At 37.4% G+C, this 20,838-nt stretch carries 17 protein-coding genes; 7 read left to right on the forward strand and 10 right to left on the reverse strand.

Annotation, left to right across the window (positions count from 1 at the left end):
* The first annotated feature begins 770 nt into the window (after positions 1–770).
* Together mfd and BD809_RS04655 are read left to right on the forward strand one after the other, a co-directional pair.
* Positions 771–4,130 carry a transcription-repair coupling factor gene (mfd, locus tag BD809_RS04650; RefSeq protein WP_148781776.1) on the forward strand — a complete coding sequence of 1,120 codons (3,360 nt, stop codon included), beginning with the start codon at positions 771–773 and terminating at the stop codon, positions 4,128–4,130.
* 104 nt (positions 4,131–4,234) lie between these two features.
* Positions 4,235–5,143 (forward strand): helix-turn-helix domain-containing protein, encoded by a 909-nt coding sequence (locus BD809_RS04655; protein ID WP_211356693.1) that lies wholly within the window; start codon positions 4,235–4,237, stop codon positions 5,141–5,143.
* On the opposite strand, the gene BD809_RS04660 is transcribed toward BD809_RS04655, so the two are convergent.
* Positions 5,140–5,499, reverse strand: coding sequence for a YraN family protein (locus BD809_RS04660; protein ID WP_148781777.1), 360 nt, complete (start codon positions 5,497–5,499; stop codon positions 5,140–5,142). The two genes, BD809_RS04655 and BD809_RS04660, sit on opposite strands and share 4 nt — an antisense overlap.
* Positions 5,500–5,501: 2 nt before the next feature.
* Positions 5,502–6,398: a S66 peptidase family protein gene (locus BD809_RS04665; protein ID WP_148781778.1), complete on the reverse strand. Its 897-nt coding sequence runs from the start codon at positions 6,396–6,398 to the stop codon at positions 5,502–5,504.
* Between the two features lie 102 nt (positions 6,399–6,500).
* Here BD809_RS04665 and BD809_RS04670 point away from each other — a divergent pair, with 102 nt between their 5' ends.
* The 3 genes from BD809_RS04670 (at position 6,501) to metG (ending at position 11,789) form a co-directional block, all read left to right on the forward strand.
* The gene (locus BD809_RS04670; RefSeq protein ID WP_148781779.1) at positions 6,501–7,994 is read left to right on the forward strand and encodes a DUF1800 domain-containing protein; all 1,494 of its coding nucleotides are present in this window, start codon (positions 6,501–6,503) and stop codon (positions 7,992–7,994) included.
* Between the two features lie 12 nt (positions 7,995–8,006).
* Positions 8,007–9,623, forward strand: a complete 1,617-nt coding sequence (locus BD809_RS04675; RefSeq protein ID WP_148781780.1) for a DUF1501 domain-containing protein — start codon at positions 8,007–8,009, stop codon at positions 9,621–9,623.
* 99 nt (positions 9,624–9,722) lie between these two features.
* Complete coding sequence (gene metG, locus BD809_RS04680) at positions 9,723–11,789, forward strand: methionine--tRNA ligase (protein WP_148781781.1); 2,067 nt, start codon at positions 9,723–9,725, stop codon at positions 11,787–11,789.
* Positions 11,790–11,849: 60 nt separating this feature from the next.
* Here metG and BD809_RS04685 read toward each other — a convergent pair whose 3' ends face one another.
* The 4 genes from BD809_RS04685 to BD809_RS04700 all read right to left on the reverse strand — a co-directional run bounded on the left by BD809_RS04685 (position 11,850) and on the right by BD809_RS04700 (position 15,693).
* A complete protein-coding gene (locus tag BD809_RS04685; RefSeq protein WP_148781782.1) occupies positions 11,850–12,761 on the reverse strand; it encodes a bifunctional metallophosphatase/5'-nucleotidase in 912 nt (303 codons plus the stop codon).
* Positions 12,751–13,509 carry a 5'-nucleotidase C-terminal domain-containing protein gene (locus BD809_RS04690; RefSeq protein ID WP_148781783.1) on the reverse strand — a complete coding sequence of 253 codons (759 nt, stop codon included), beginning with the start codon at positions 13,507–13,509 and terminating at the stop codon, positions 12,751–12,753. Before BD809_RS04690 ends, BD809_RS04685 begins: the two co-directional genes overlap by 11 nt.
* Before the next feature lie 30 nt (positions 13,510–13,539).
* A complete protein-coding gene (locus BD809_RS04695; RefSeq protein WP_148781784.1) occupies positions 13,540–14,616 on the reverse strand; it encodes an isoaspartyl peptidase/L-asparaginase family protein in 1,077 nt (358 codons plus the stop codon).
* Positions 14,617–14,718: 102 nt separating this feature from the next.
* Positions 14,719–15,693, reverse strand: a complete 975-nt coding sequence (locus tag BD809_RS04700) for a toll/interleukin-1 receptor domain-containing protein (protein WP_148781785.1) — start codon at positions 15,691–15,693, stop codon at positions 14,719–14,721.
* A 165-nt stretch (positions 15,694–15,858) separates the two neighbouring features.
* Here BD809_RS04700 and BD809_RS04705 point away from each other — a divergent pair, with 165 nt between their 5' ends.
* Positions 15,859–16,932, forward strand: a complete 1,074-nt coding sequence (locus BD809_RS04705; RefSeq protein WP_148781786.1) for a PA0069 family radical SAM protein — start codon at positions 15,859–15,861, stop codon at positions 16,930–16,932.
* Positions 16,933–16,934: 2 nt separating this feature from the next.
* On the opposite strand, the gene BD809_RS04710 is transcribed toward BD809_RS04705, so the two are convergent.
* The 4 genes from BD809_RS04710 to BD809_RS04725 all read right to left on the reverse strand — a co-directional run bounded on the left by BD809_RS04710 (position 16,935) and on the right by BD809_RS04725 (position 19,904).
* The gene (locus tag BD809_RS04710) at positions 16,935–17,588 is read right to left on the reverse strand and encodes an HD domain-containing protein (RefSeq protein ID WP_148781787.1); all 654 of its coding nucleotides are present in this window, start codon (positions 17,586–17,588) and stop codon (positions 16,935–16,937) included.
* 7 nt (positions 17,589–17,595) lie between these two features.
* On the reverse strand, positions 17,596–18,597 hold the full coding sequence (locus tag BD809_RS04715; protein ID WP_148781788.1) for an acyl-ACP desaturase: 1,002 nt from the start codon (positions 18,595–18,597) through the stop codon (positions 17,596–17,598).
* Positions 18,598–18,609: 12 nt separating this feature from the next.
* Positions 18,610–19,353, reverse strand: coding sequence for a lysophospholipid acyltransferase family protein (locus BD809_RS04720; protein ID WP_148781789.1), 744 nt, complete (start codon positions 19,351–19,353; stop codon positions 18,610–18,612).
* A gap of 140 nt (positions 19,354–19,493) precedes the next feature.
* Entirely contained in the window at positions 19,494–19,904 is a 411-nt protein-coding gene (locus tag BD809_RS04725) for a BrxA/BrxB family bacilliredoxin (RefSeq protein ID WP_148781790.1), read from the reverse strand.
* A gap of 199 nt (positions 19,905–20,103) precedes the next feature.
* Between BD809_RS04725 and BD809_RS04730 the strand changes: the two genes are divergently transcribed.
* Positions 20,104–20,835: a TerB family tellurite resistance protein gene (locus BD809_RS04730; RefSeq protein ID WP_148781791.1), complete on the forward strand. Its 732-nt coding sequence runs from the start codon at positions 20,104–20,106 to the stop codon at positions 20,833–20,835.
* The last annotated feature ends 3 nt before the right edge of the window (positions 20,836–20,838 follow it).

A 20,838-nucleotide genomic window follows, 5' to 3' on the forward strand; every position in this document is an offset into this window, starting at 1 on the left:
TCAGCTTCCCTGTGTTTAACTTGAAGTATTGGTCAATAACTACTGGGCATTGACATGGTTTTTTATTTGATACATCAATATTTTTGGTATTCAAAAACACCCTTTCCGACCGCGCTGCGCTTGGCCACCTTTCCCTGTAAAGGGCAAGGAGTTTTTTTTTCATCAACCCTTACTAGTTTTTTAAAGCACTAATTTTTTACTATTCTTTCTTTCAATATTAACTCCTCTCCTTGGAAGGGAGAGGTGAATTTGGAGGTACGATAAATTCGGAGAAGGTGCGTTATACAATGGTTATTTTTAATCTGTTTTTTGATTCCTGCTTCATATAAGTACCACCCCTGCAATACTTTAAAATTTTATATTTAAACTTTTTCATTTTACATTTAGTATTGGGTATTCGGTATTCGATATTCAAAAAACACCCTTTCCGACTTCACTTCGTTCAGCCACCTTTCCCTGTAGAGGGCAAGGAGTAGTTTAGTAGAACAATGGAGATTGCCTATATGTTATATATTCCTTGAAATGTGGAGGTCTCGACTCCGCTCGACCTGAGAGTATTCTAGAAACTAAATATTACAGTGTCACCTCGAGCGGAGTCGAGAGGTTGTTAAAAGCGTTATCTCTTGAATCCTGTCTCTCTGGTTCTTGTCTCCTCCTCCACAGCAAAGATTTACAGTTCGATAAACAGATGTTAAGAATACGTTTAATGGGATATTTCTTTTCTTGCAAAGTTGTAAAGAGTGTTATATTTGCTTTTAAAACCCGAATACGTGAGTAAAATTTCGATCACGCAACTCTATGCACAGTCTCAGCAACAGCTTAAACTGCAAAAGGCGCTATCCGATTCTCAAGTCAATATCCATTTGCAAGGTCTTATCGGTTCATCCCTTTCTTTTACCATTGCTAATGCATTTAAAGAATCAGAGCAGCCGTTTCTTTGTGTTTTTAATGATAAAGAAGAAGCTGCGTATTACCTTAATGATCTCGAACAACTATTAGGAGATCAAAATGTACTTTTTTATCCTGGGAGTTACCGCCGACCTTATCAAATTGAAGAAACTGATAATGCCAACGTGCTCCTGCGCGCCGAGGTGCTTAACCGAATCAATTCGCGTAAAAAACCGGCGCTGATCGTCACCTATCCCGATGCGTTATTCGAAAAAGTTGTTACCAGGAAAGAGCTTGAAAAAAATACGCTGAAAATAAAAATTGGAGATACGCTTTCGCTGGATTTTGTTAACGAAATTTTATTCGAATATAAATTTAAACGTGTAGATTTTGTGACCGAACCGGGTGAATTTTCGGTACGTGGGGGTATTGTCGATGTGTTTTCATTTAGTAATGATGAACCCTACCGTATTGAGTTTTTTGGAGACGAAGTAGATACGATTCGGACCTTTGATGTAGAAACTCAGCTATCGACAGAACAGGCTAAAAAAATTACCATCATTCCGAATGTCGAAAATAAATCGATGCAGGATACCCGTGAAAGTTTTTTAAAGTATATCGCATCAAAAACGGTCATCTTTGCCAAAGACCTTGAATTACTTTCTGCTCGAATTGATAAAAATTTTAGCCAGGCAATCGAAGCGTTTAAAAAAATGTCTGACGAAATTAAACGAGGTACTCCCGAAGAGCTTTTCTGTTCTTCTGAAATGATACGAAAACAGTTGCTGGATTTTACGTTGGTCGAATTAGACAAACGACCGCTGACAAAAGCTGATTATGTTATAAAACACGCTATTAGACCTCAGCCATCATTTAATAAGCAGTTTGATTTATTGATTCAGGATCTTAATGAAAATCATGAAAATGGATATAAAAACTACATTTTCTGCGTTAGTAAACAACAGGCCAAACGGTTTCATGATATTTTTGATGATTCTGATCTGAATGTCAAGCAGTACGAAACGATCGTGTTCTCTGCGTACCAAGGTTTTATAGACGACAATGCCAATATTGTTTGTTATACGGATCATCAAATCTTTGAACGTTATCATAAATTCAACTTAAAAAACGGCTACGCTAAAAAGCAGGCGATTACACTTAAGGAATTGACGAATCTGGAAGTGGGGGACTATGTAACCCATATCGATCATGGTATCGGTAAGTTTGGCGGACTTCAAAAAATCGATGTTGAGGGTAAAAAACAGGAAGCCATCAAGCTGATTTACGGTGAGCGTGATATTCTATATCTAAGTATCCACTCACTCCATAAAATATCAAAATTTAACGGCAAAGATGGTAAACCACCTCAGGTTTATAAATTAGGGTCTAAAGCCTGGAAAACGTTAAAGCAAAAAACCAAAGCCCGGGTAAAGCATATTGCATTTAATTTAATTCAGCTCTACGCCAAACGCCGTACGCAAAAAGGTTTTCAATACGCGCCGGATAGTTATATGCAACATGAGTTGGAAGCATCTTTTATCTACGAAGACACTCCGGATCAAAGTACCGCTACAGAAGCGGTAAAAGCGGATATGGAAAGTGAACGCCCTATGGATCGCTTAGTCTGTGGAGATGTTGGTTTCGGTAAAACTGAAGTTGCCATTCGTGCAGCCTTTAAAGCAGTCGATAACGGTAAACAAGTGGCGGTGTTAGTTCCAACGACGGTACTTGCCTTTCAGCATGCCAAAACCTTTAGAGAACGGCTAAAAGATTTTCCGGTAACGGTAGATTATGTCAATCGCTTTAAAACAGCCAAGCAAAAGAAAACTACGCTCGAAGAGCTTGCCAATGGTAAAATAGATATCATCATTGGAACGCATCAACTGGTGAATAAAAACGTGAAGTTTAAAGATCTTGGATTACTTGTTATTGATGAGGAACAAAAATTTGGAGTAGCCGTAAAAGATAAATTGAAAACAATTAAAGAAAACGTAGATACCTTAACACTCACAGCAACGCCGATACCACGTACTTTGCAGTTTAGTTTAATGGCAGCACGAGATTTATCGACCATTACTACGCCGCCTCCCAATCGCTATCCTATTGAGACCAATGTAATTCGATTTACAGAAGAAACGATTCGGGATGCTATTAGTTATGAGATTCAGCGTGGCGGACAAGTTTTTTTTATCCATAACCGTATCGAAAACATAAAAGAAGTTGCAGGCATGATACAACGCCTTGTTCCTGATGCCAAAGTCGCAGTGGGTCACGGACAAATGGAGGGTAAAAAACTAGAGGGTTTGATGCTTTCGTTTATGGATGGTGAGTTTGATGTGTTAGTCTCTACCACTATTGTTGAAAGTGGTTTGGATGTACCTAATGCCAATACGATCTTTATTAACAATGCCAATAACTTTGGCTTGTCTGATCTGCATCAGATGCGTGGTCGTGTGGGTCGAAGTAATAAGAAGGCTTTTTGCTATTTTATCACGCCACCCTACTCTGCCATGACCGATGATGCGCGTAAGCGTATTACCGCCCTCGAACAGTTTTCTGAATTAGGTAGCGGAATCAAGATTGCTATGAAAGATCTCGAGATTCGAGGTGCGGGCGATTTGTTAGGTGGTGAACAAAGTGGATTTATTAACGAAATTGGATTTGATACGTATCAAAAGATTTTAAATGAAGCTATCGAGGAACTGAAAGAAAATGAATTTGCCGAGTTGTATCAAGACGAGAAAAAGGATAAGGTATATCTTAAAGATACGCAGATAGATACTGACTTTGAATTGTTATTCCCTGACGATTACATTAACAATATCACAGAACGACTTAATTTGTATACCGAACTGAATAGCATCAAATCTGAAGCAGCGCTCCAAGCATTCGAAAGTCGATTAGTGGATCGTTTTGGAGAATTACCGGATACAGCAACTGATTTATTAAACTCTGTCAGGATTAAATGGATAGCCACTGCAATAGGATTAGAGAAGGTTATCATGAAACAAGGTAAACTTATAGGCTACTTTATAAGTGATCAGCAATCTGGTTTTTATCAAAGTCCAACCTTTACCAAAGTACTACAGTTTGTGCAGACCCATCCACATCATGTGAAGATGAAAGAAAAGAAAACCAGAAATGGTCTTCGACTGTTACTTACTTTTGAAAAAATAACTACGGTGGATCGTGCACTTAAAGTTTTGGAACCGTTGGATTTTAAAACCGCGATCACATCGTAAACACCGTTAACCCCATAAACAAAGAAGTGTCGTTTGAATGTCGGGTCTAAAACCGACAAGTTTTTTTGGATTTTGAATCATGAACAATACTATTGCTTAACAAAATGAATACAGCGTCTCATCCATCTAACAACCATCATATTTTGGATAATGAACGCTTGTTAAGTACTCTATTTATCATGAAACAGCCAGCATTAGGACAAAAAATTTCGGAACTTCGTAAACGCAAAGGATTTACCCAAGAAGAACTCGTAGACAAATGTAACATCAGTGTACGCACTATCCAGCGTATAGAAGCCGGAGAGGTTACTCCGCGTAGTTATACTATTAAGACTATATTATCAGCCTTGGATTACGATTTGGAATCGATAGCACAAGAAGACTCTCCTTTGACAAGTGGATTCAAAAAACTGATACTTTTGGAAATTGATGATTCAAAAAAAGCATCCTTTCTAATAAATCATTTAAGAATAGCTTGGATAAGCGGTATCGTATATTTTTTATTGGGCTTCGCCGAACTGTATATAGAATATTATCGTTACAATGACGATCAATTAGTGGTCACTGAAAGCATGTATATTGTAATAAAACTTCTCACCTTATTATCGTTGGTTTTATTCACGAGAGGATTTGTCGTTACCGGTAAAATTTTAAACAATTATCTGTTGCGTATAACAGCCTTTATTTTTATCTGTATCGGCGTACTTTTTTATTTATACGATATTGTTTCGCTGTACACAATGCGTTTAGATTATCAATTTATTTTAGGTGCCGAAGCGATTACGTACGGGGTAATTGGAATTTTATTTGGTATAGCAGTATTGCGACTTAAGGATAGCTTAGGAACCATTTCCTTGGTCACCGGAGTATTTGAGTTAATCACCTACGGCTTCATGGTCACTGTGTTATTATCCATAGTAGGAATGTTTATGCTTACGCCCACTATTATTCTTGAAATTATCTTACTGTATAAGGTAACCGAAATGGTCAAAGAGAAAGTAAGGAATTTTTAAAAATGATAAAAAGCATCTTCCAGATGTTCGATGTTGGTACCCGCTTTGTTTTTAATAATAGAAACAATATCAAAACGAACCTCCATATCCAAATCATTAGCATTGATATAATGATCTATGGCTTTTACTAACGATTGTATTTGTTTTGGTTTTACAAATTCATGGGGGTTACCAAACTCGGGTGTACTCCGAGTTTTAACCTCTACTACCACTACTGTGTTTTCACTTTGAGCTATAATATCAATCTCAGCTTTTTGATATCGGTAATTGGTTTCCAAAACTACGTAACCCTTCTTTTGCAGAAATGCAACAGCCATCTTTTCTCCTTCTTTTCCTAATTCATTATGACCTGCCATAGTTACACATACTTTAGGGTTACTTCTGTACTTGAAGCTTTTAGGGTAGCTTCTGCACCGAACAACAGCGTTCGGTTATCCTCTATATGCCCAAAAGGAAAATCAAAAACTACAGGGAAATCGTAATCCCTTACTGCATCAAGGATAATTTGTTTCGCATCTTTTCCAAACGGAATGGTATTGTCATGCATTTTGGTCATTCCACCAACAATGAGTCCGGATAAACCCTCAAACATCCCGCTTCGTTTTAAGCCTTGTAACATGCGATCTACGTGATACAAATATTCATCCAGATCTTCAATACATAATATTTTCCCTTTTGTGTTCATTACCGAAACTGATCCACTTAAAGAATATAAAATAGACAAGTTTCCTCCTATCAATCGACCAGTAGCTTCTCCAATTCTATTTTCTTTTGAAGCAGCTATCTTGCATTCAGAATACTTTCCAAATATCATATCTTGAAAGCTTTGATAAGCTTCTTTGGTAGTGTTCATATAATCCATTACTAGGGGCGAATGAAGTGTAGCGTATCCCAACGTATGCAAGTGAGAATGTATAATTGTAACATCAGAATAGCCTGCTATCCATTTAGGTTGTTTGCTAAAATTGGTGAAATCAAGAGCATCGATAATACGAACAGTACCATAGCCTCCACGGGCACACCAGATCATTTTGATTTCGGGATTGTCCAGCATGTTTTGGAAATCCTGAATTCGATCCTCATCTGATCCTGCAAATTGATTACATTCCAAGTCAATCGTTGGACCAAGTATAGGCTGTAAGCCCCAAGATTCTAGCTGCCCTAAAGCGGGCTCAATATCCCGTTTGTCGATCTTTCTTGCCGTTGAAAGGATACCCACTTTATCTCCTTTCTTTAAAAAATCTGGTAAAATCATTTAATTTTAGTTATTTTAGGATACTAATTAACAAAGAGTTTCGTTCATAGCAATTATATAATTGCAATTTTATACTAACCTACAACCCCAAAGCTGTAGCTCATGATCAATGATATCACCTGTAATCTGGCCAGTTTGGATCCTTATATTCCTACTGCTTCAAATCCTTGGAATGTCCAAAAAATTCACCATTTATATCGCAGAATTGCTTTTGGTGCTTCAAAATCAGAAGTAACTGCCGCGTTATCACAAAACGATCCATCCGCGTTGGTGGATCAATTAATAGATGATGCTATAAGCCTTTTACCTACAACTGCTCCTGCCTGGGGATACTGGGTAAACGAAGATTTTGAAAATGCACCGGAGAAAACCGGATTCTACCGAAAAGAAGGAAAAAAGACTATGGTACGCGAGATCCTCCAAAATAAAGTGCGTGAACGAATGACACTTTTTTGGAGTAATCATTTTGTTACTGAAGATGATGTGATCGGAAGTCCCGCCTACCAGTATCAATATTATAACTTGCTACAATATCATGCTGTTCGTAATTTTCGGGATTTTGTATATGATATTGGGATTTCGGCTCCAATGCTGGTTTACCTTAACGGAGACGAAAACACTAAAGGGAGGCCGAATGAAAATTATGCCAGAGAATTGTATGAGTTATTTACGCTTGGCGTAGATAATGGTTACACAGAAGATGATATCATTCAAACTGCAAAAGCCCTAACAGGTTGGGTAGAAAAAAATGATGTAGGTGGAGGACCCATTACTTTTAATGCAGCTAAATTTAGTAACGATACAAAAACGATTTTTGGTCAAACAGGTAATTGGGGATATGATGATGTAATTACTATTTTATTCACGCAACGAACAGAATTAATTGCCAAATTTATTTGTGGCAAATTGTATCGCTATTTTGTAAGTCCAACCTCTAGTGAGGTCATTGTTGATGCTATGGCACAAACATTAATCGCCTCTAATTTTGATATTGCACCGGTCCTGAGAGAGCTTTTTAAAAGTGAACATTTCTTTAATGAGGAAGCAATAGGAGTCATCATAAAAAGTCCCTGTGACTTACATCCATCGTTTTACAATGAAGTTAGTTTTACATTAACTACCCAAACAGATTTGGAGGATTATTATGTAAACACGTTTAAGGTTTTAGGACAAGATGTGCTCAATCCCTACGATGTTGCCGGTTGGCAAGGAGATGAGGATTGGATTAGTCCCGATCTACTCATTGGACGATGGGAAAGCATTCGATATGTTAGTAATAGAGCGTGGAATCATGATCAAAACCAGTTTAGTGATTTCTTAATTGGACTGCCTATTGGAGCACTCGCTGATGGAACGTTAACGGCAAGCACCGACGACGTAGAATTAGTAGTACGAACCATTACTAATTATTTTTTTAGTCGTGGTATTACCGATCCTGTAATATTTATCGAAGCCTTAGGTATTTTTAAGGGCGACAGTGTTCCTGAAAATTACTACGAAGATGGTACCTGGACATTAAGCTACCCCGATGTTGCTAATCAGTTCTATACCCTACTTGATTATATTTCAGAGATTCCAGAATTTCAATTAAAATAACCTACTCCCACCATGTGCACATCCAACTATAACCCAAATATTAGAAAAAAAGGAACTTGCAATCCAGAAGATCATAAACCCTGGAATCGTAGATCTTTTTTGCAAGCTTTAGGTTTGGCCGGAGGCGGATCTATTATGATGGCTAATACAGCCATGTCTGTTTCTAAACCCTCACCTTTAACAATGGCACTGAGCCAAGTAGAAAACGATAATATTCTTATTCTTTGCCGCCTTAGTGGTGGGAACGACGGGTTTAACACCATCATTCCAGTATATGACTATGACGTGTATGCAAATGCACGTCCATTGATTAAAATCCCACCCAGTGAATTTATCAACTTGGAGAAAGATAAATTTGCCATGCCTAAACCCATGAATAAATTAGAAAGTCTATGGGGAGATGGTCAGATGAAAGTTGTACATGGCGTAGGGTATGAGGATCCCTCGCTATCTCATTTTCAAGGATCAGATATTTGGGCCAACACTAATTTTGTTAATGAAGATGATCGTAGTGGTTGGATGGGACGCTATTTTCAAGATATATATCCCGATTACATCTTTAATCCACCACCAAGTCCGCCATCTATTCAAATTGGAAGTATTGGTAATTTAATCTTTAAAGGACCTGAAAATGATTTTTCATTTGCTGTATCAAGTCCGACACGCTTGCTTCAGATTGCAGAAAATGGCACCTCTTATGGATTTGATCAATTATCAAACTGTACACATGGTGAGAAAGCAAAATATCTAAGAGAAATAACGAACACAACTTTCAGTTATGCAGAAGTTATAGGTCAAGCTTACGAAAGCTCTGTAGATTTTGGTGGCTATGCGGATGATAGCCTCGGAAGACAATTCAATGTGATCTCACGCCTGATTAAAGGTAATTTGGGAACAAAAGTTTACATGGTTACACTCGGTGGTTTTGACACACATAACAATCAAGTACTTCGTCATCAAGAATTAATGTCCCAGTTTTCTGAAGCTGTAAGTAATTTCTATACAGATTTGAGAGCAGCAGGATGGGATGATAAAGTGCTTACTATGACTATTTCTGAGTTCGGCCGTCGTTTTAATGAAAACGGTTCCTTAGGAACGGATCATGGTACAGCTGCAGCCATGATGTTTTTTGGAACAGGTCTTAATGGCAATGGTTTTGTCGGTGAGCATCCGGATCTTACAAATCTTACCCGCGGAGGTAATGTTACAAATACAACCGATTTTAGGCAAGTGTATGCCACTGTAATGAAGGAATGGTTATGTATTGATCCCGCCGTTGCAGGCAAAGCAATCATGGGGGGCGAATTTGAATCGTTAGACTTAGGGTTCAACTGTTCCGGAACTACCCGAAGTCCTTCAGAAAGTGACGGATTTGATCATTTTGTTACTTACGAAGCAGATAGTCAAACCGTAATTAATTTTACAGCTTTAGAAGCAGGACATATAGATGTGGTCCTCTACAATATCGTCGGACAAAAAGTGGCTACCTTAAAAAATGAAATTGTTACCCGAGGGCGACATAAAATAAATGTGAAAGAAGTTGTTGACACACAATTGAGTACCGGACAATATGTGTATCGCATACAAACCATTAGTTCTAGTTACAGTAAAGCATTATTGATTAATTAATCATCTAATCTACTTTCTGGAAGCACTCGCAACAAAACCTATGTTTAGCTGCTAATCATACAGCATTGTTTAGTACCTTTGTGCCTTATTTTTTAAATTATGAGCGCACCAAAGAGATACACAATTACCGCAGCATTACCGTACACTAATGGACCGATTCATATCGGGCATCTGGCCGGAGTTTATGTTCCCGCAGATATCTATTCCCGATACTTACGAATGAATGGAAATGATGTAGCTTTTATCTGTGGTAGCGATGAGCATGGTGCTGCTATCCCAATGCGTGCGAAAAAAGAAGGTGTATCCCCGCAAGTTATTATTGACAAATATCATTCAATCATAAAACAGTCATTCCAAGACTTTGGGATATCATTTGATAATTATTCCCGCACTTCGGCAGAGATTCACCACGAAACAGCTTCAGATTTTTTTAAAAAATTATACGCCGATGGTAAATTTATCGAAGAAACTTCTGAGCAATTATATGATCCTGAAGCTGATCAGTTTTTAGCAGATCGTTTTGTTACAGGAACCTGTCCAAAGTGTGGTCATGACGAAGCATATGGCGATCAATGTGAAAAATGCGGTAGTTCACTCAATGCTACAGATCTTATTGATCCAAAATCGACCATATCCGGTGCTGTTCCGGTACTTAAGGAAACAAAGCACTGGTTTTTACCCTTAGATCAATATGAAGATTTCTTAAAAAAATGGGTGCTAGAAGGCCATAAGAAAGATTGGAAAACCAACGTATATGGTCAAATCAAATCTTGGGTAGATGATGGACTACGCCCCAGAGCGGTGACACGTGATTTGGATTGGGGTATCCCGGTTCCTGTGGAGGGAGCTGAAGGAAAAGTGCTCTATGTTTGGTTTGATGCCCCTATAGGATATATTTCCTCTACCAAAGAATGGGCGGCCCGTGAGGGTAAGGACTGGGAACCTTACTGGAAAGATAAAGACACCAAATTAGTACACTTTATTGGTAAGGATAATATCGTATTTCATTGTATTATCTTTCCGAGTATGTTAAAAGCCGAAGGGAGTTATATTTTACCCGATAACGTACCGGCTAATGAGTTTTTAAACCTTGAGGGTAATAAACTTTCAACCTCAAAAAACTGGGCGGTATGGTTGCACGAGTATTTAGCAGATTTTCCTGAGAAACAAGATGTATTGCGATATGCCTTGACGGCGAATGCACCGGAAACAAAGGATAACGATTTTACATGGAAGGATTTTCAAGCTCGCAATAATAATGAACTGGTAGCGATCTTTGGCAACTTTATCAACCGTGTGGTGGTATTAACTAATAAGTACTATGGAGGAGTCGTACCTGAACCTAGTGAGTTGTCTGAGATTGATAATCAAACTTTAGCTGAGCTACAGGCTTATCCTGCGGTAATTTCAAGTTCTATTGAACGCTACCGTTTTAGAGAAGCGAGTCAGGAGCTAATGAATGTCGCCCGATTAGGAAATAAGTATCTGGCAGATGAGGAACCATGGAAACTTATAAAAAGTGATGAAGCACGAACAAAAACCATAATGTATGTAGCGCTGCAAATTGCTTCAGCGTTAGCTACATTATCAGAGCCATTTTTACCTTTCACTTCAGAAAAATTAAAAAATATACTGCAATTGTCCGGTATCTCTGGAGAAAATTCCTGGGATGATATTTCTTCTAAAGAAATTTTACTTCGCTCAGGACATACGATCGGTAAAGGTGAATTGCTTTTTGCAAAAATTGAAGATCAAGAAATACAACAACAATTGAATAAGTTAGAAGCTACAAAGAAAGCTAATGAAGCTGAAAATAAAGTCATAGCTCCCCAAAAGGAAATCACCACATTTGAAGATTTCACAAAGCTTGATATGCGTGTTGGTACTATTGTCGAAGCAGAAAAAATGCCTAAAGCCAAAAAGCTTTTAGTTCTAAAAGTTGATACCGGTTTAGATACAAGAACAATCGTCTCGGGTATTGCTGAGCATTTTACCCCTGAGGATATTATTGGAAAAAAAGTAACTGTACTTATCAATCTTGCACCAAGAAAACTACGTGGGGTAGAAAGTGAGGGCATGATACTTATGACAGAGACTCCTGAGGGCAAGCTGGTTTTTATCAATCCTGATGAAGCCAATGTCAATCCTGGTGCTACAATTAATTAAGAGCTGTATAACCAAATAAAAAATGCCACTTAAACAGTAAATTTAAGTGGCATTTTTTATTTAAACTACGATAGTTCTGCCTGTGGAAGAAACTTTTTCTTTACTATCAAAATAAAAATCTATCTGTCCCATATACACCCCACTTTTACCGCATTGATTAATCAACACCGGTTGACCGGCAGCGTTCCGTATTTGAACAGGAGTCGGTAGTACAGTATGCGTATGACCTCCTATGATTAGATCTATGTTTTGTGTTGCTTTTGCCAAAACCAAATCAGATACCTTATCGCTTTTGTAAGAATACCCTAAATGAGAAAGACAAATAATTAAGTCACAACCTTGTTCATGCTTCAAAACAGAGACGATATCCTGAGAAATTTCGATAGGATCGAGATACCTTGTCTCTTTATATAGTTTTTTGCTTACCAATCCTTCAAGTTCCACTCCGAGACCAAAAATCCCTATTTTGATTCCTTCTTTTTCAATAATTCGGTAGGGTTTAACAAATTCTACTAAATCTGTTTTTGCGAAATCATAGTTCGCTGAAACAAAGTCAAACGTAGCGTGTGACATCTGAGCTAGTAGTCCGCTAATCCCATTATCAAAATCATGATTTCCTATGGTGGCAACATCATATTTTAATTTTGACATCAACTTAAACTCTAATTCACCTCCGTAAAAATTAAAATAAGGAGTCCCTTGAAAAATATCCCCTGCGTCGAGAAGCAACGTATTCGGATTTTCTTTACGTACCTGATCGATTAAGGATGCTCTGCGTGCAAAACCACCTAAACCAGGATATTTATAATGGTTAGTTGGTAGTGGATCGATTTGACTATGCACATCGTTCGTATGCAGGATTGTAATTTTTTTAGTTTTGGAAGCTTCGCAGGAACTTAATCCCAATCCGCCAATACTGGCTAACGCCGAAGCAGCGGCCATTTGTTTTACAAAAACTCTTCTATTCTGCATACTGTATTCTTTTATCCAAACCGGTAATCAAAGTATCTTTTTTAGTGAAGTAATCTATTAATACATTGCGCAATTTATACTCTGTACTAAAAAAAGTATCTGCTTCTTTGAAAAATCTCATATTATCACCTCCATCCTTCAAATAATCCGAAGTTAGCACATTGTATTTTCTATCCTCTTTCAAAGATTCGTTATTAACTAAAAGTTCTTTAATGCGTTTTGAATCTTTATCAAATACTAACTTTAAATTCGATGTAGGGTGCGCACTTTCTTTTACCATGACATATTTGATCAGTTCCATTACTCCTTTGTAATCTAGCTGAACCACTACAAGTTCATTTTCAAAGGGCATAACCTCAAAAGCCGTTCTCGCAGTAACGTTACCTTTGAGAATCGGTGCACGTAATCCGCCATGATTGAGCAATACAAAATCAATTTTGTCATTATATCTCTTTTTAAATACAGGCTGAACTTGCTCAAGCGAGAGATCGGCAATCAAGTTACCTAAACTACTCTCCAATTCACCATCAAATTTCGTTATATCCGTAGTGGCTATACTTAGCGAAGCATCCAATGTAGCATTTAGATGTTTGCGGTAGGGTTTGATAAATGAATCAACCTCTATATCGGTCACCAAGGTACTATCCACCCGATGTTGAATTCCATGAACCTTGCTTACTACGGACTTGTTTTGTGTACAAGATAAGCTCGTTAAAGCTAAAAGCCCAACGTAAAAAATATGTCTCATTAACTATTTAAAAATTAGTGATAGCCTCGACTATTCGTTTTCTTTATAAATTCCCACGGTTAATTCTCCGCTCGCATTCATTGCAGCTCTATACATTCCAGCGGTATTAAACTCCATCGCCACGTTCCCTTTATTATCGATAGCAATGATACCGCCATCACCACCCAAATCAGCAACTTTTTTTTGTATAACCAGCTCTGACGCCTCATTTAATGATAATCCTTTGTACTCCATCAATGCAGAAATATCATGTGCTACCATTGCACGGATAAAATACTCTCCCCAACCCGTACTGGAAACTGCACAGGTCGCATTATTGGCGTACGTACCGGCTCCGATAATAGGTGCATCACCAATTCGGTTCCATTTTTTATTGGTCATTCCACCCGTAGAAGTCCCCGCAGCTAAATTGCCCTGCTTATCCAAAGCCGCACATCCTACGGTTCCAAATTTTGAATCCTTGATATCAATATCGTAAAAGGCTGTGGTCTTGTTAGCTTCCTTGTTTTTAATTTTTTCTTTTACGCGTTCCAGTGATTTCATACGCTCTTCTGTATAAAAATATTTTGGATCCACAATTTCCAAAGTCCGTTCCTTAGCAAATTGTTCTGCTCCTTTACCTGAAAGCATCACATGTGGCGAATTTTTCATTACTTCGATAGCTAGATTAATTGGATTTTTCACAGTAGTTACTCCGGCCACTGCCCCTGCGTCCAAAGTACTTCCGTCCATGATTGATGCGTCAAGTTCATTAATGCCATCATTTGTAAAAACAGCCCCTTTTCCGGCATTAAATAACGGTGAGTCTTCCAGGACGTTAATAGTTTTTTGAACAGCTTCCATACTTGTTCCGCCATTCTTTAAAATGCTATGTCCAACTTTGATTGCCTCTTCTAATTTTGTTTTATAGGCAGCTTCTTTTTCTGCAGTCATATTTTCTTTTAAGATAGTACCTGCACCACCATGCAGTACAATCCCAAAGTTATCAGCAGTTGCAGTTACTTCTTCCTTTTTTTCAGAGGTTTTTATTGCCTGTTCTTTATTTTTTTGCTCATTCTGACAAGACAAAATTAAAAAACTAAAAACGTAGATTATGATCTTTTTCATCTTATTAATTGGTATTAAATTGTAGTTCAGTAATGAAAATGATACGTTATTTAAATGCTACTTTCCTAACCATAAAAGATTTCTCAGAACACCTATCGGATGTTATACTCTGCTATAATCAATCAGCGCAATTCTTCCTTTAAAATAACGAAAGGTTAAATGTAAAGAATTTCCCTCATTATCTTCTAACCTTATGGCCTTATTTAACTTGAAAACAAAAGGTTGTTCTACGCCACCCTCAATAGCAATATTGTCTGCAAACAACTGTAAAGAGCCCTCGGTATTGATCAAAGGCTGGATAGAAGAAGCCATTCCCGGTAAACTTCCTGATTTATAAAATGTCATCGAAGCGATGGTTGTTGAGTTTTGAACTTCAACTTTAATATCTACTTTTGGATCAACATTATATAATATCTCACTAGGATACAGAGAATGTGCAATAAGAACCGTATAACTGTCCTTTGTACGTATGATAAAATGAGCCAATCCTTTATCGTCCGTATGACTTTCAAGGTATGTAGCGTTGTTAGCTACTAATACAATATGACATCCTCTTAAAGGCGATCCCTTAGTATCCACTGTCTTGATAGTAAATATAAAGGGTTTAGGATTAATAAAGGTTGTTAGTCTGGACCATTTCTTACTTAAGAACGTTTGGTCTTTTGAAATTTTTTTCTCTATTAAATCTACTAACTGATCCGGTGTTTTATTACGTAAATCAATATAACCTACCGTATTAAGTATTCCCGGAATTGCTGTACTATCAAATCTTGCCGGTAGTATATACTCTCTACTCTCTTGAAATGCCCTTGCCTGCATAGACACTCTCTCATGATTAGTCCATAGCTTTTCATTATACGCCTTTGATATAAAGAGCACTGTAAAACGTGCTTTGTTTTGATAAATTTCTGAAAGGTAAGTATACAGGTTTTTACCCCAGAGATTTGCCTCTTCAAACATATCATAAAAAACTCTAATATTTCTCTTCTGTAATTCGGATGCAACTTTTTCTACGTACTTGCGATCTTCTCCCGCAAACGATAGTGCAATATCATATATATAATCATCCTTCCTCATCACTCCACACATTTAAAATTACGTCTGAGATTTTAAGAATTTTCCTACCTGGATTTGTAGTCCAATCTTACTAATACAAAAATACTTTGTTTATTTGGAAATATTCCATTTTTACTGGGAATTATTCCAACAAAAGTTTTACTTTTAAACCGTAATTATAGCAGTATGAAAGCACACGAAAGACTAAAGGGAAGGGGCGCTCAAGCCCCTATTGACAACCATTTTGAAAGTTTGAGTCATGAGTTGAGATCAGATTTTTTGAATTATTGTTTTGCTAACGACGAATCTGCTATATCCAACAAGACTAGCTGTATTGATACATTTCCTAAGACAATTATCAACAAAGTAAATAGTCCTGATCTAGGATTGACATTCTCTCTAAACCCTTACCAAGGCTGTGAACATGGGTGCGTATATTGTTATGCGCGTAATTCACATGAATATTGGGGATACAATGCAGGACTGGATTTTGAAAGTAAAATTCTGATCAAAAAAAATGCACCAGAATTATTGGAAGCGAAGCTAAAAAGTACCTCCTGGAAAGCAGCTCCCATTGTCCTATCGGGAAATACGGATTGCTACCAACCCATTGAAAAGGAATATCAAATCACTCGAAAGTTGCTAGAAATTTTTTGGAAATACCGTCACCCGGTAAGCATCATCACTAAAAATTCATTGATTCTAAGAGATTTAGATCTATTGAATGCTTTACATCAGTATCAGCTTATATCGGTTCATTTGTCTATCACTACGCTTGAAGAAGACACCAAAAATATTTTGGAACCACGTACGGCAAGTATTAAAAAGCGTTTACAAACATTATCTACGTTGACAGATAATAATATTCCCACACACATTATGATGGCACCTATTATACCATCAATAAATAGCCACGAAATACTTCCACTTTGTAAAAAGGTATCAGAACTGGGAGCAGACACTATTAATTACACAATCGTTCGATTGAACGGAGCGATTGGTCAGATATTCACAACTTGGCTAGAAAAAACGTTACCCGATCGGAAGGATAAGATTCTGAATCAAATTAAAGAATGTCATAATGGCGCGTTGAATGATAGTGTTTACGGGAGACGAATGAAGGGTGATGGCCAGGTGGCAGATCAAATAGCACAACTTTTTACTATCGCAAGAACACGATATTTCAAAAATAAGAAAAAATCGGCTTTGAACACCTCGATGCATCAGTCCTTCAAAAATGGACAACTTACGTTATTTTGAATTTAAACAACACCATTCCATTCATCATAGAATTGTTTTAGATATCCTTCCATATAAATGTGACGATTATGAGCTAAACGGCTTCCCGTTTCTGTGTTCATTCTATCCTTGAGCAGTAATAGTTTCTCGTAAAAATGGTTAATCGTCGGAGCCTTAGAATTTTTATATTCTTCCTTACTCATATTCAAATTAGGTGCGATTTTAGGGTCATATAAACCTCTGTTTTTGAATCCCCCGTAATTAAAACATCGCGCAATGCCGATAGCACCTATGGCATCTAATCGATCTGCATCCTGTACCACGTCCAATTCTGGTGACTTAAATTGCTGTTCTATGTTACCTCCTTTAAAAGAGATGTTATTAATGATCTTTACAACGTGATCAATTACTTCGGGAGCTACTTCTAAGGCAGTCAAAAATTCTTTTGCCTTTTGCGGGCCCACGGTTTCATCACCGTTATGGAATTTTGAATCTGCAATATCGTGCAACAATGCACCCAACGCCACGATAAAAGGATCTACATTTTCATCTTTAGCAATCAGTAGTGCATTTTTATAAACACGCTTAATATGAAACCAATCATGACCTCCCTCTGCTCCTTTCAATGTTTCTTTGACAAAAGCAACGGTCTGCTCGATTACCTCGGAATGTAACATAATCGAATTATTTCACCAGTGCCGGTTTGACCCATTTAAATTCAAATTCTTCTTCAGGAATAACCAAGCGTTCGCTTATTCTTTGCATTCTTGCAGGCAATCGCATTACATAATCTCTGGCTTTTTCAGCCTCATCTGTAAGACCCCCAAGCTTATCAATTTCCCACTTATCGATAAGACGTTGCATAATATCTATATAATCTTGTGAGGTATACACCCCAAGACGTTGCGCTGCATTTGAGAATTCTTCAAAGGCAGTACCAATTGCATTTCCGGATTCTCTTAGGAAAACAGCCGGCATCACAATTTTGTGCCTCATCATATCACTAAAAGCAACCATCATCTGACTTGGATCCACCTCAAAAATTTGTTTGACAAATTCGCTATACGCATTATAATGACGCATCTCATCTCCTGCAATAATTTTACACATTTTTGCCAACGACTTGTTAGAGTACTGTTTTGCCATTTTTGCCACACGGCTGTGTGAAATATTTGTGGCAAGTTCCTGAAAACTAGTATATACAAAGTTCTTGTATGGATCACGATCCGTACCAATATCAAAACCATCATTGATTAAATGTTGCGTAGTACGCTCTACTTCAATCATATTTACGCGCCCTGATAAGTAGAGATATTTGTTAAGTGTATCGCCATGACGATTTTCTTCACTTGTCCAATATCGAACCCATTTAGACCAGCCGTTTCCGGTTGAACCTTCATGCTGATTAACTCCTTCTACATCCATCAACCAAGACTCATAGGTTGGCAAAGCTTCTTCGGTGATGGTATCTCCTACAAGAACCACCCAGAAATCATAAGGCAATTCTTTAGCTAGCTCTCGTAACTCTCTGACTTCTTCAAAAAAAGTATCTTCATTCTGAGAGTTTGGTAAAAAATCTGTTGGTTGCCATACGGTATCAACAGGAATCAAGAACTTATCAATAAACGTTCCGATTTTCTTTTCAAGAAGTTGCATAACTTCTAATCTAATATTATCTATAGCCATAACGCAATTTTTTTAATAATGAACTGCAGCTTTTACCCTGCTTTCTGTTAGTTCAATCACATCTGTTACCGATGATGTTCCCACCTCAATAGGTTCTTGAACTTCTAATGTTAAATGGATCCCTATTCCCATTGGAAAATTTCCATATTCTAATAATTTCCAGCTGTTATTGATTGTAACAGGAACGACTAAGGCATCTGGGGCATTTTTTAAAAGAATTTTAAGGCCTGTATGGGCAAAATCTTTTGGCTTTCCAGTTCTACTCCGTGTTCCTTCAGGAAAAATAACGGCAGCAAAGTTGTTTTCTGATATAAACTTACCAAATTTTGACAAGGCAGGAAGTGATTGCTTCGGATTTTTGCGATCTATTAACACATTTCCCCCCTTCCTGAGATTATAGGAAATACTTGGAATCCCTTTTCCTAATTCAATTTTAGAAATAAATTTAGGCTTATATTTCCTCAAATACCAAGATAATAAAGGAATATCAAACATACTTTGATGGTTTGATACGATAATCAACGAACGGTTTTTTGGTAAAGTGTGCCCGTTTTTATAGGACACGCGCACCACTAACAAATGAAGACATCGCAACAAAAACAGGTTCATCAAATTCACTGAGCCTCGATGCATTTTTGGCCCACCAACTGTGTAACTAAACCATTGTATAGGATGAAATACAACCAGCGTTAATCCAAAAAACAAATAAAAAATTACAGAAAGCGGATATGAAATAATCCTCTTAACTACTCCCATAAGTAACTTTAAAAATAATGAAAATAATATAATCTAATTCCTTGCAAGGTCTTACATTATTTTTAGACGACCAATTCTTTTATAAAAATAAAAACCACTTGCTGACACAAGTGGTTTCTTAATACTTTTAGCACCTAAGCTTAACAATGCTCGTTATAAGCATCTTTTAAGTTTTCGGCGATCATCTCTGCAGGTCTGCCTTCAATATGATGACGTTCTAACATGTGAACCAATTCACCATCTTTAAAAAGTGCCATAGATGGAGACGATGGAGGAAACGGCACCATAAATCCACGTGCTTTATCAGTTGCTTCTTTATCAACACCTGCAAAAACAGTCACTAGGTTATCAGGTTTTTTAGCGTTTCCTAAAGAGGCTTTTGCTCCTGGTCTTGCATTGGCGGCAGCACATCCACAAACCGAATTCACCACTACTAAGGTAGTCCCCTCTTTTGCTATAGCTTGCTCTACAGCATCTGCTGTATGTAGTTCCTCAAAACCAATTTGGGTCAAATCTTCACGCATTGGTTTAACTAAATCTGCTGGATACATATCTTATTTTTTTCGATTAATTTTTTTTGTAAAGGTACAAATTATGTACCATAGTTTAATCACTGCCATGTAGTCGCAAAACTCTTTAAGATATTACATCGCAATCTAAAAACTATTAACCTCAATTTTAGATTCGAAGTACGTTAGTGAGTAATATTCTAATAATATCATTTATCTTTACCGCCTTAAAAATAAAAGCATGATCAAATGGTTTGCCGCCGTTGTTGGCTATATACTTTTTAGATTTCCGGGAGCTATTCTTGGATTTTTAGTTGGAAGTTTTATTGAAGCAGCAATGGGTAAGAATAAAATTAGTTTCACCAAAACATTCACTCAAGAACAACAGGTAAGCCCCGGGGATTTTGAACTGAATTTGCTTTCGCTGTCATCGATTGTCATTAAAGCAGATGGCTCTATTAATCAAACCGAGTTGGACTATGTTAGACAATACTTTGTTAGTGCTTATGGAAAAGATCGTGCTAATGCGACATTTAAAACTTTTAATGAGGTAATAAAGAACAGAGAAATTTCGGCACAGCGCATTTGCTCCTTTTTAATTCCCAGAACACGGTACGCTTCAAGATTGCAAATTCTTCACTTTTTGTTTGGTATTGCTAATGCAGATGGACGTGTAAGTGAAGCAGAGGCTAACGAAATTCAAAGTATTGCTGGTTTTTTACGTGTAGGTTTCAGTGATTTTGAAAGTATTAAAGCCATGTTTTTCAAAACTGCAGATCATGCATATACTATCCTTGAAATTGAAAAATCCGCAACCGATGCCGAGGTAAAAAAAGCTTTTAGAACCATGGCAAAGAAATATCATCCGGACAAAGTGCAGCATATGGACGAAGTGCACATCAAGGGAGCTGAAGCCAAATTTAGGGCGGTTCAAAAAGCATATGAAGATATCCAGAAAGAGCGAGGAATGTAAATT

Source organism: Aquimarina intermedia (genome assembly GCF_008124785.1).
GTDB lineage: Bacteria > Bacteroidota > Bacteroidia > Flavobacteriales > Flavobacteriaceae > Aquimarina > Aquimarina intermedia.

Bases quoted from the DNA above. Each gene is read 5' to 3' on its own strand.
- BD809_RS04655 (WP_211356693.1), top strand. From the start codon at position 4,235: ATGAATACAGCGTCTCATCCATCTAACAACCATCATATTTTGGATAAT.
- BD809_RS04660 (WP_148781777.1), bottom strand. From the start codon at position 5,499: ATGGCAGGTCATAATGAATTAGGAAAAGAAGGAGAAAAGATGGCTGTT.
- BD809_RS04665 (WP_148781778.1), bottom strand. From the start codon at position 6,398: ATGATTTTACCAGATTTTTTAAAGAAAGGAGATAAAGTGGGTATCCTT.
- BD809_RS04670 (WP_148781779.1), top strand. From the start codon at position 6,501: ATGATCAATGATATCACCTGTAATCTGGCCAGTTTGGATCCTTATATT.
- BD809_RS04675 (WP_148781780.1), top strand. From the start codon at position 8,007: ATGTGCACATCCAACTATAACCCAAATATTAGAAAAAAAGGAACTTGC.
- metG (WP_148781781.1), top strand. From the start codon at position 9,723: ATGAGCGCACCAAAGAGATACACAATTACCGCAGCATTACCGTACACT.
- BD809_RS04685 (WP_148781782.1), bottom strand. From the start codon at position 12,761: ATGCAGAATAGAAGAGTTTTTGTAAAACAAATGGCCGCTGCTTCGGCG.
- BD809_RS04690 (WP_148781783.1), bottom strand. From the start codon at position 13,509: ATGAGACATATTTTTTACGTTGGGCTTTTAGCTTTAACGAGCTTATCT.
- BD809_RS04695 (WP_148781784.1), bottom strand. From the start codon at position 14,616: ATGAAAAAGATCATAATCTACGTTTTTAGTTTTTTAATTTTGTCTTGT.
- BD809_RS04700 (WP_148781785.1), bottom strand. From the start codon at position 15,693: ATGAGGAAGGATGATTATATATATGATATTGCACTATCGTTTGCGGGA.
- BD809_RS04705 (WP_148781786.1), top strand. From the start codon at position 15,859: ATGAAAGCACACGAAAGACTAAAGGGAAGGGGCGCTCAAGCCCCTATT.
- BD809_RS04710 (WP_148781787.1), bottom strand. From the start codon at position 17,588: ATGTTACATTCCGAGGTAATCGAGCAGACCGTTGCTTTTGTCAAAGAA.
- BD809_RS04715 (WP_148781788.1), bottom strand. From the start codon at position 18,597: ATGGCTATAGATAATATTAGATTAGAAGTTATGCAACTTCTTGAAAAG.
- BD809_RS04720 (WP_148781789.1), bottom strand. From the start codon at position 19,353: ATGGGAGTAGTTAAGAGGATTATTTCATATCCGCTTTCTGTAATTTTT.
- BD809_RS04725 (WP_148781790.1), bottom strand. From the start codon at position 19,904: ATGTATCCAGCAGATTTAGTTAAACCAATGCGTGAAGATTTGACCCAA.
- BD809_RS04730 (WP_148781791.1), top strand. From the start codon at position 20,104: ATGATCAAATGGTTTGCCGCCGTTGTTGGCTATATACTTTTTAGATTT.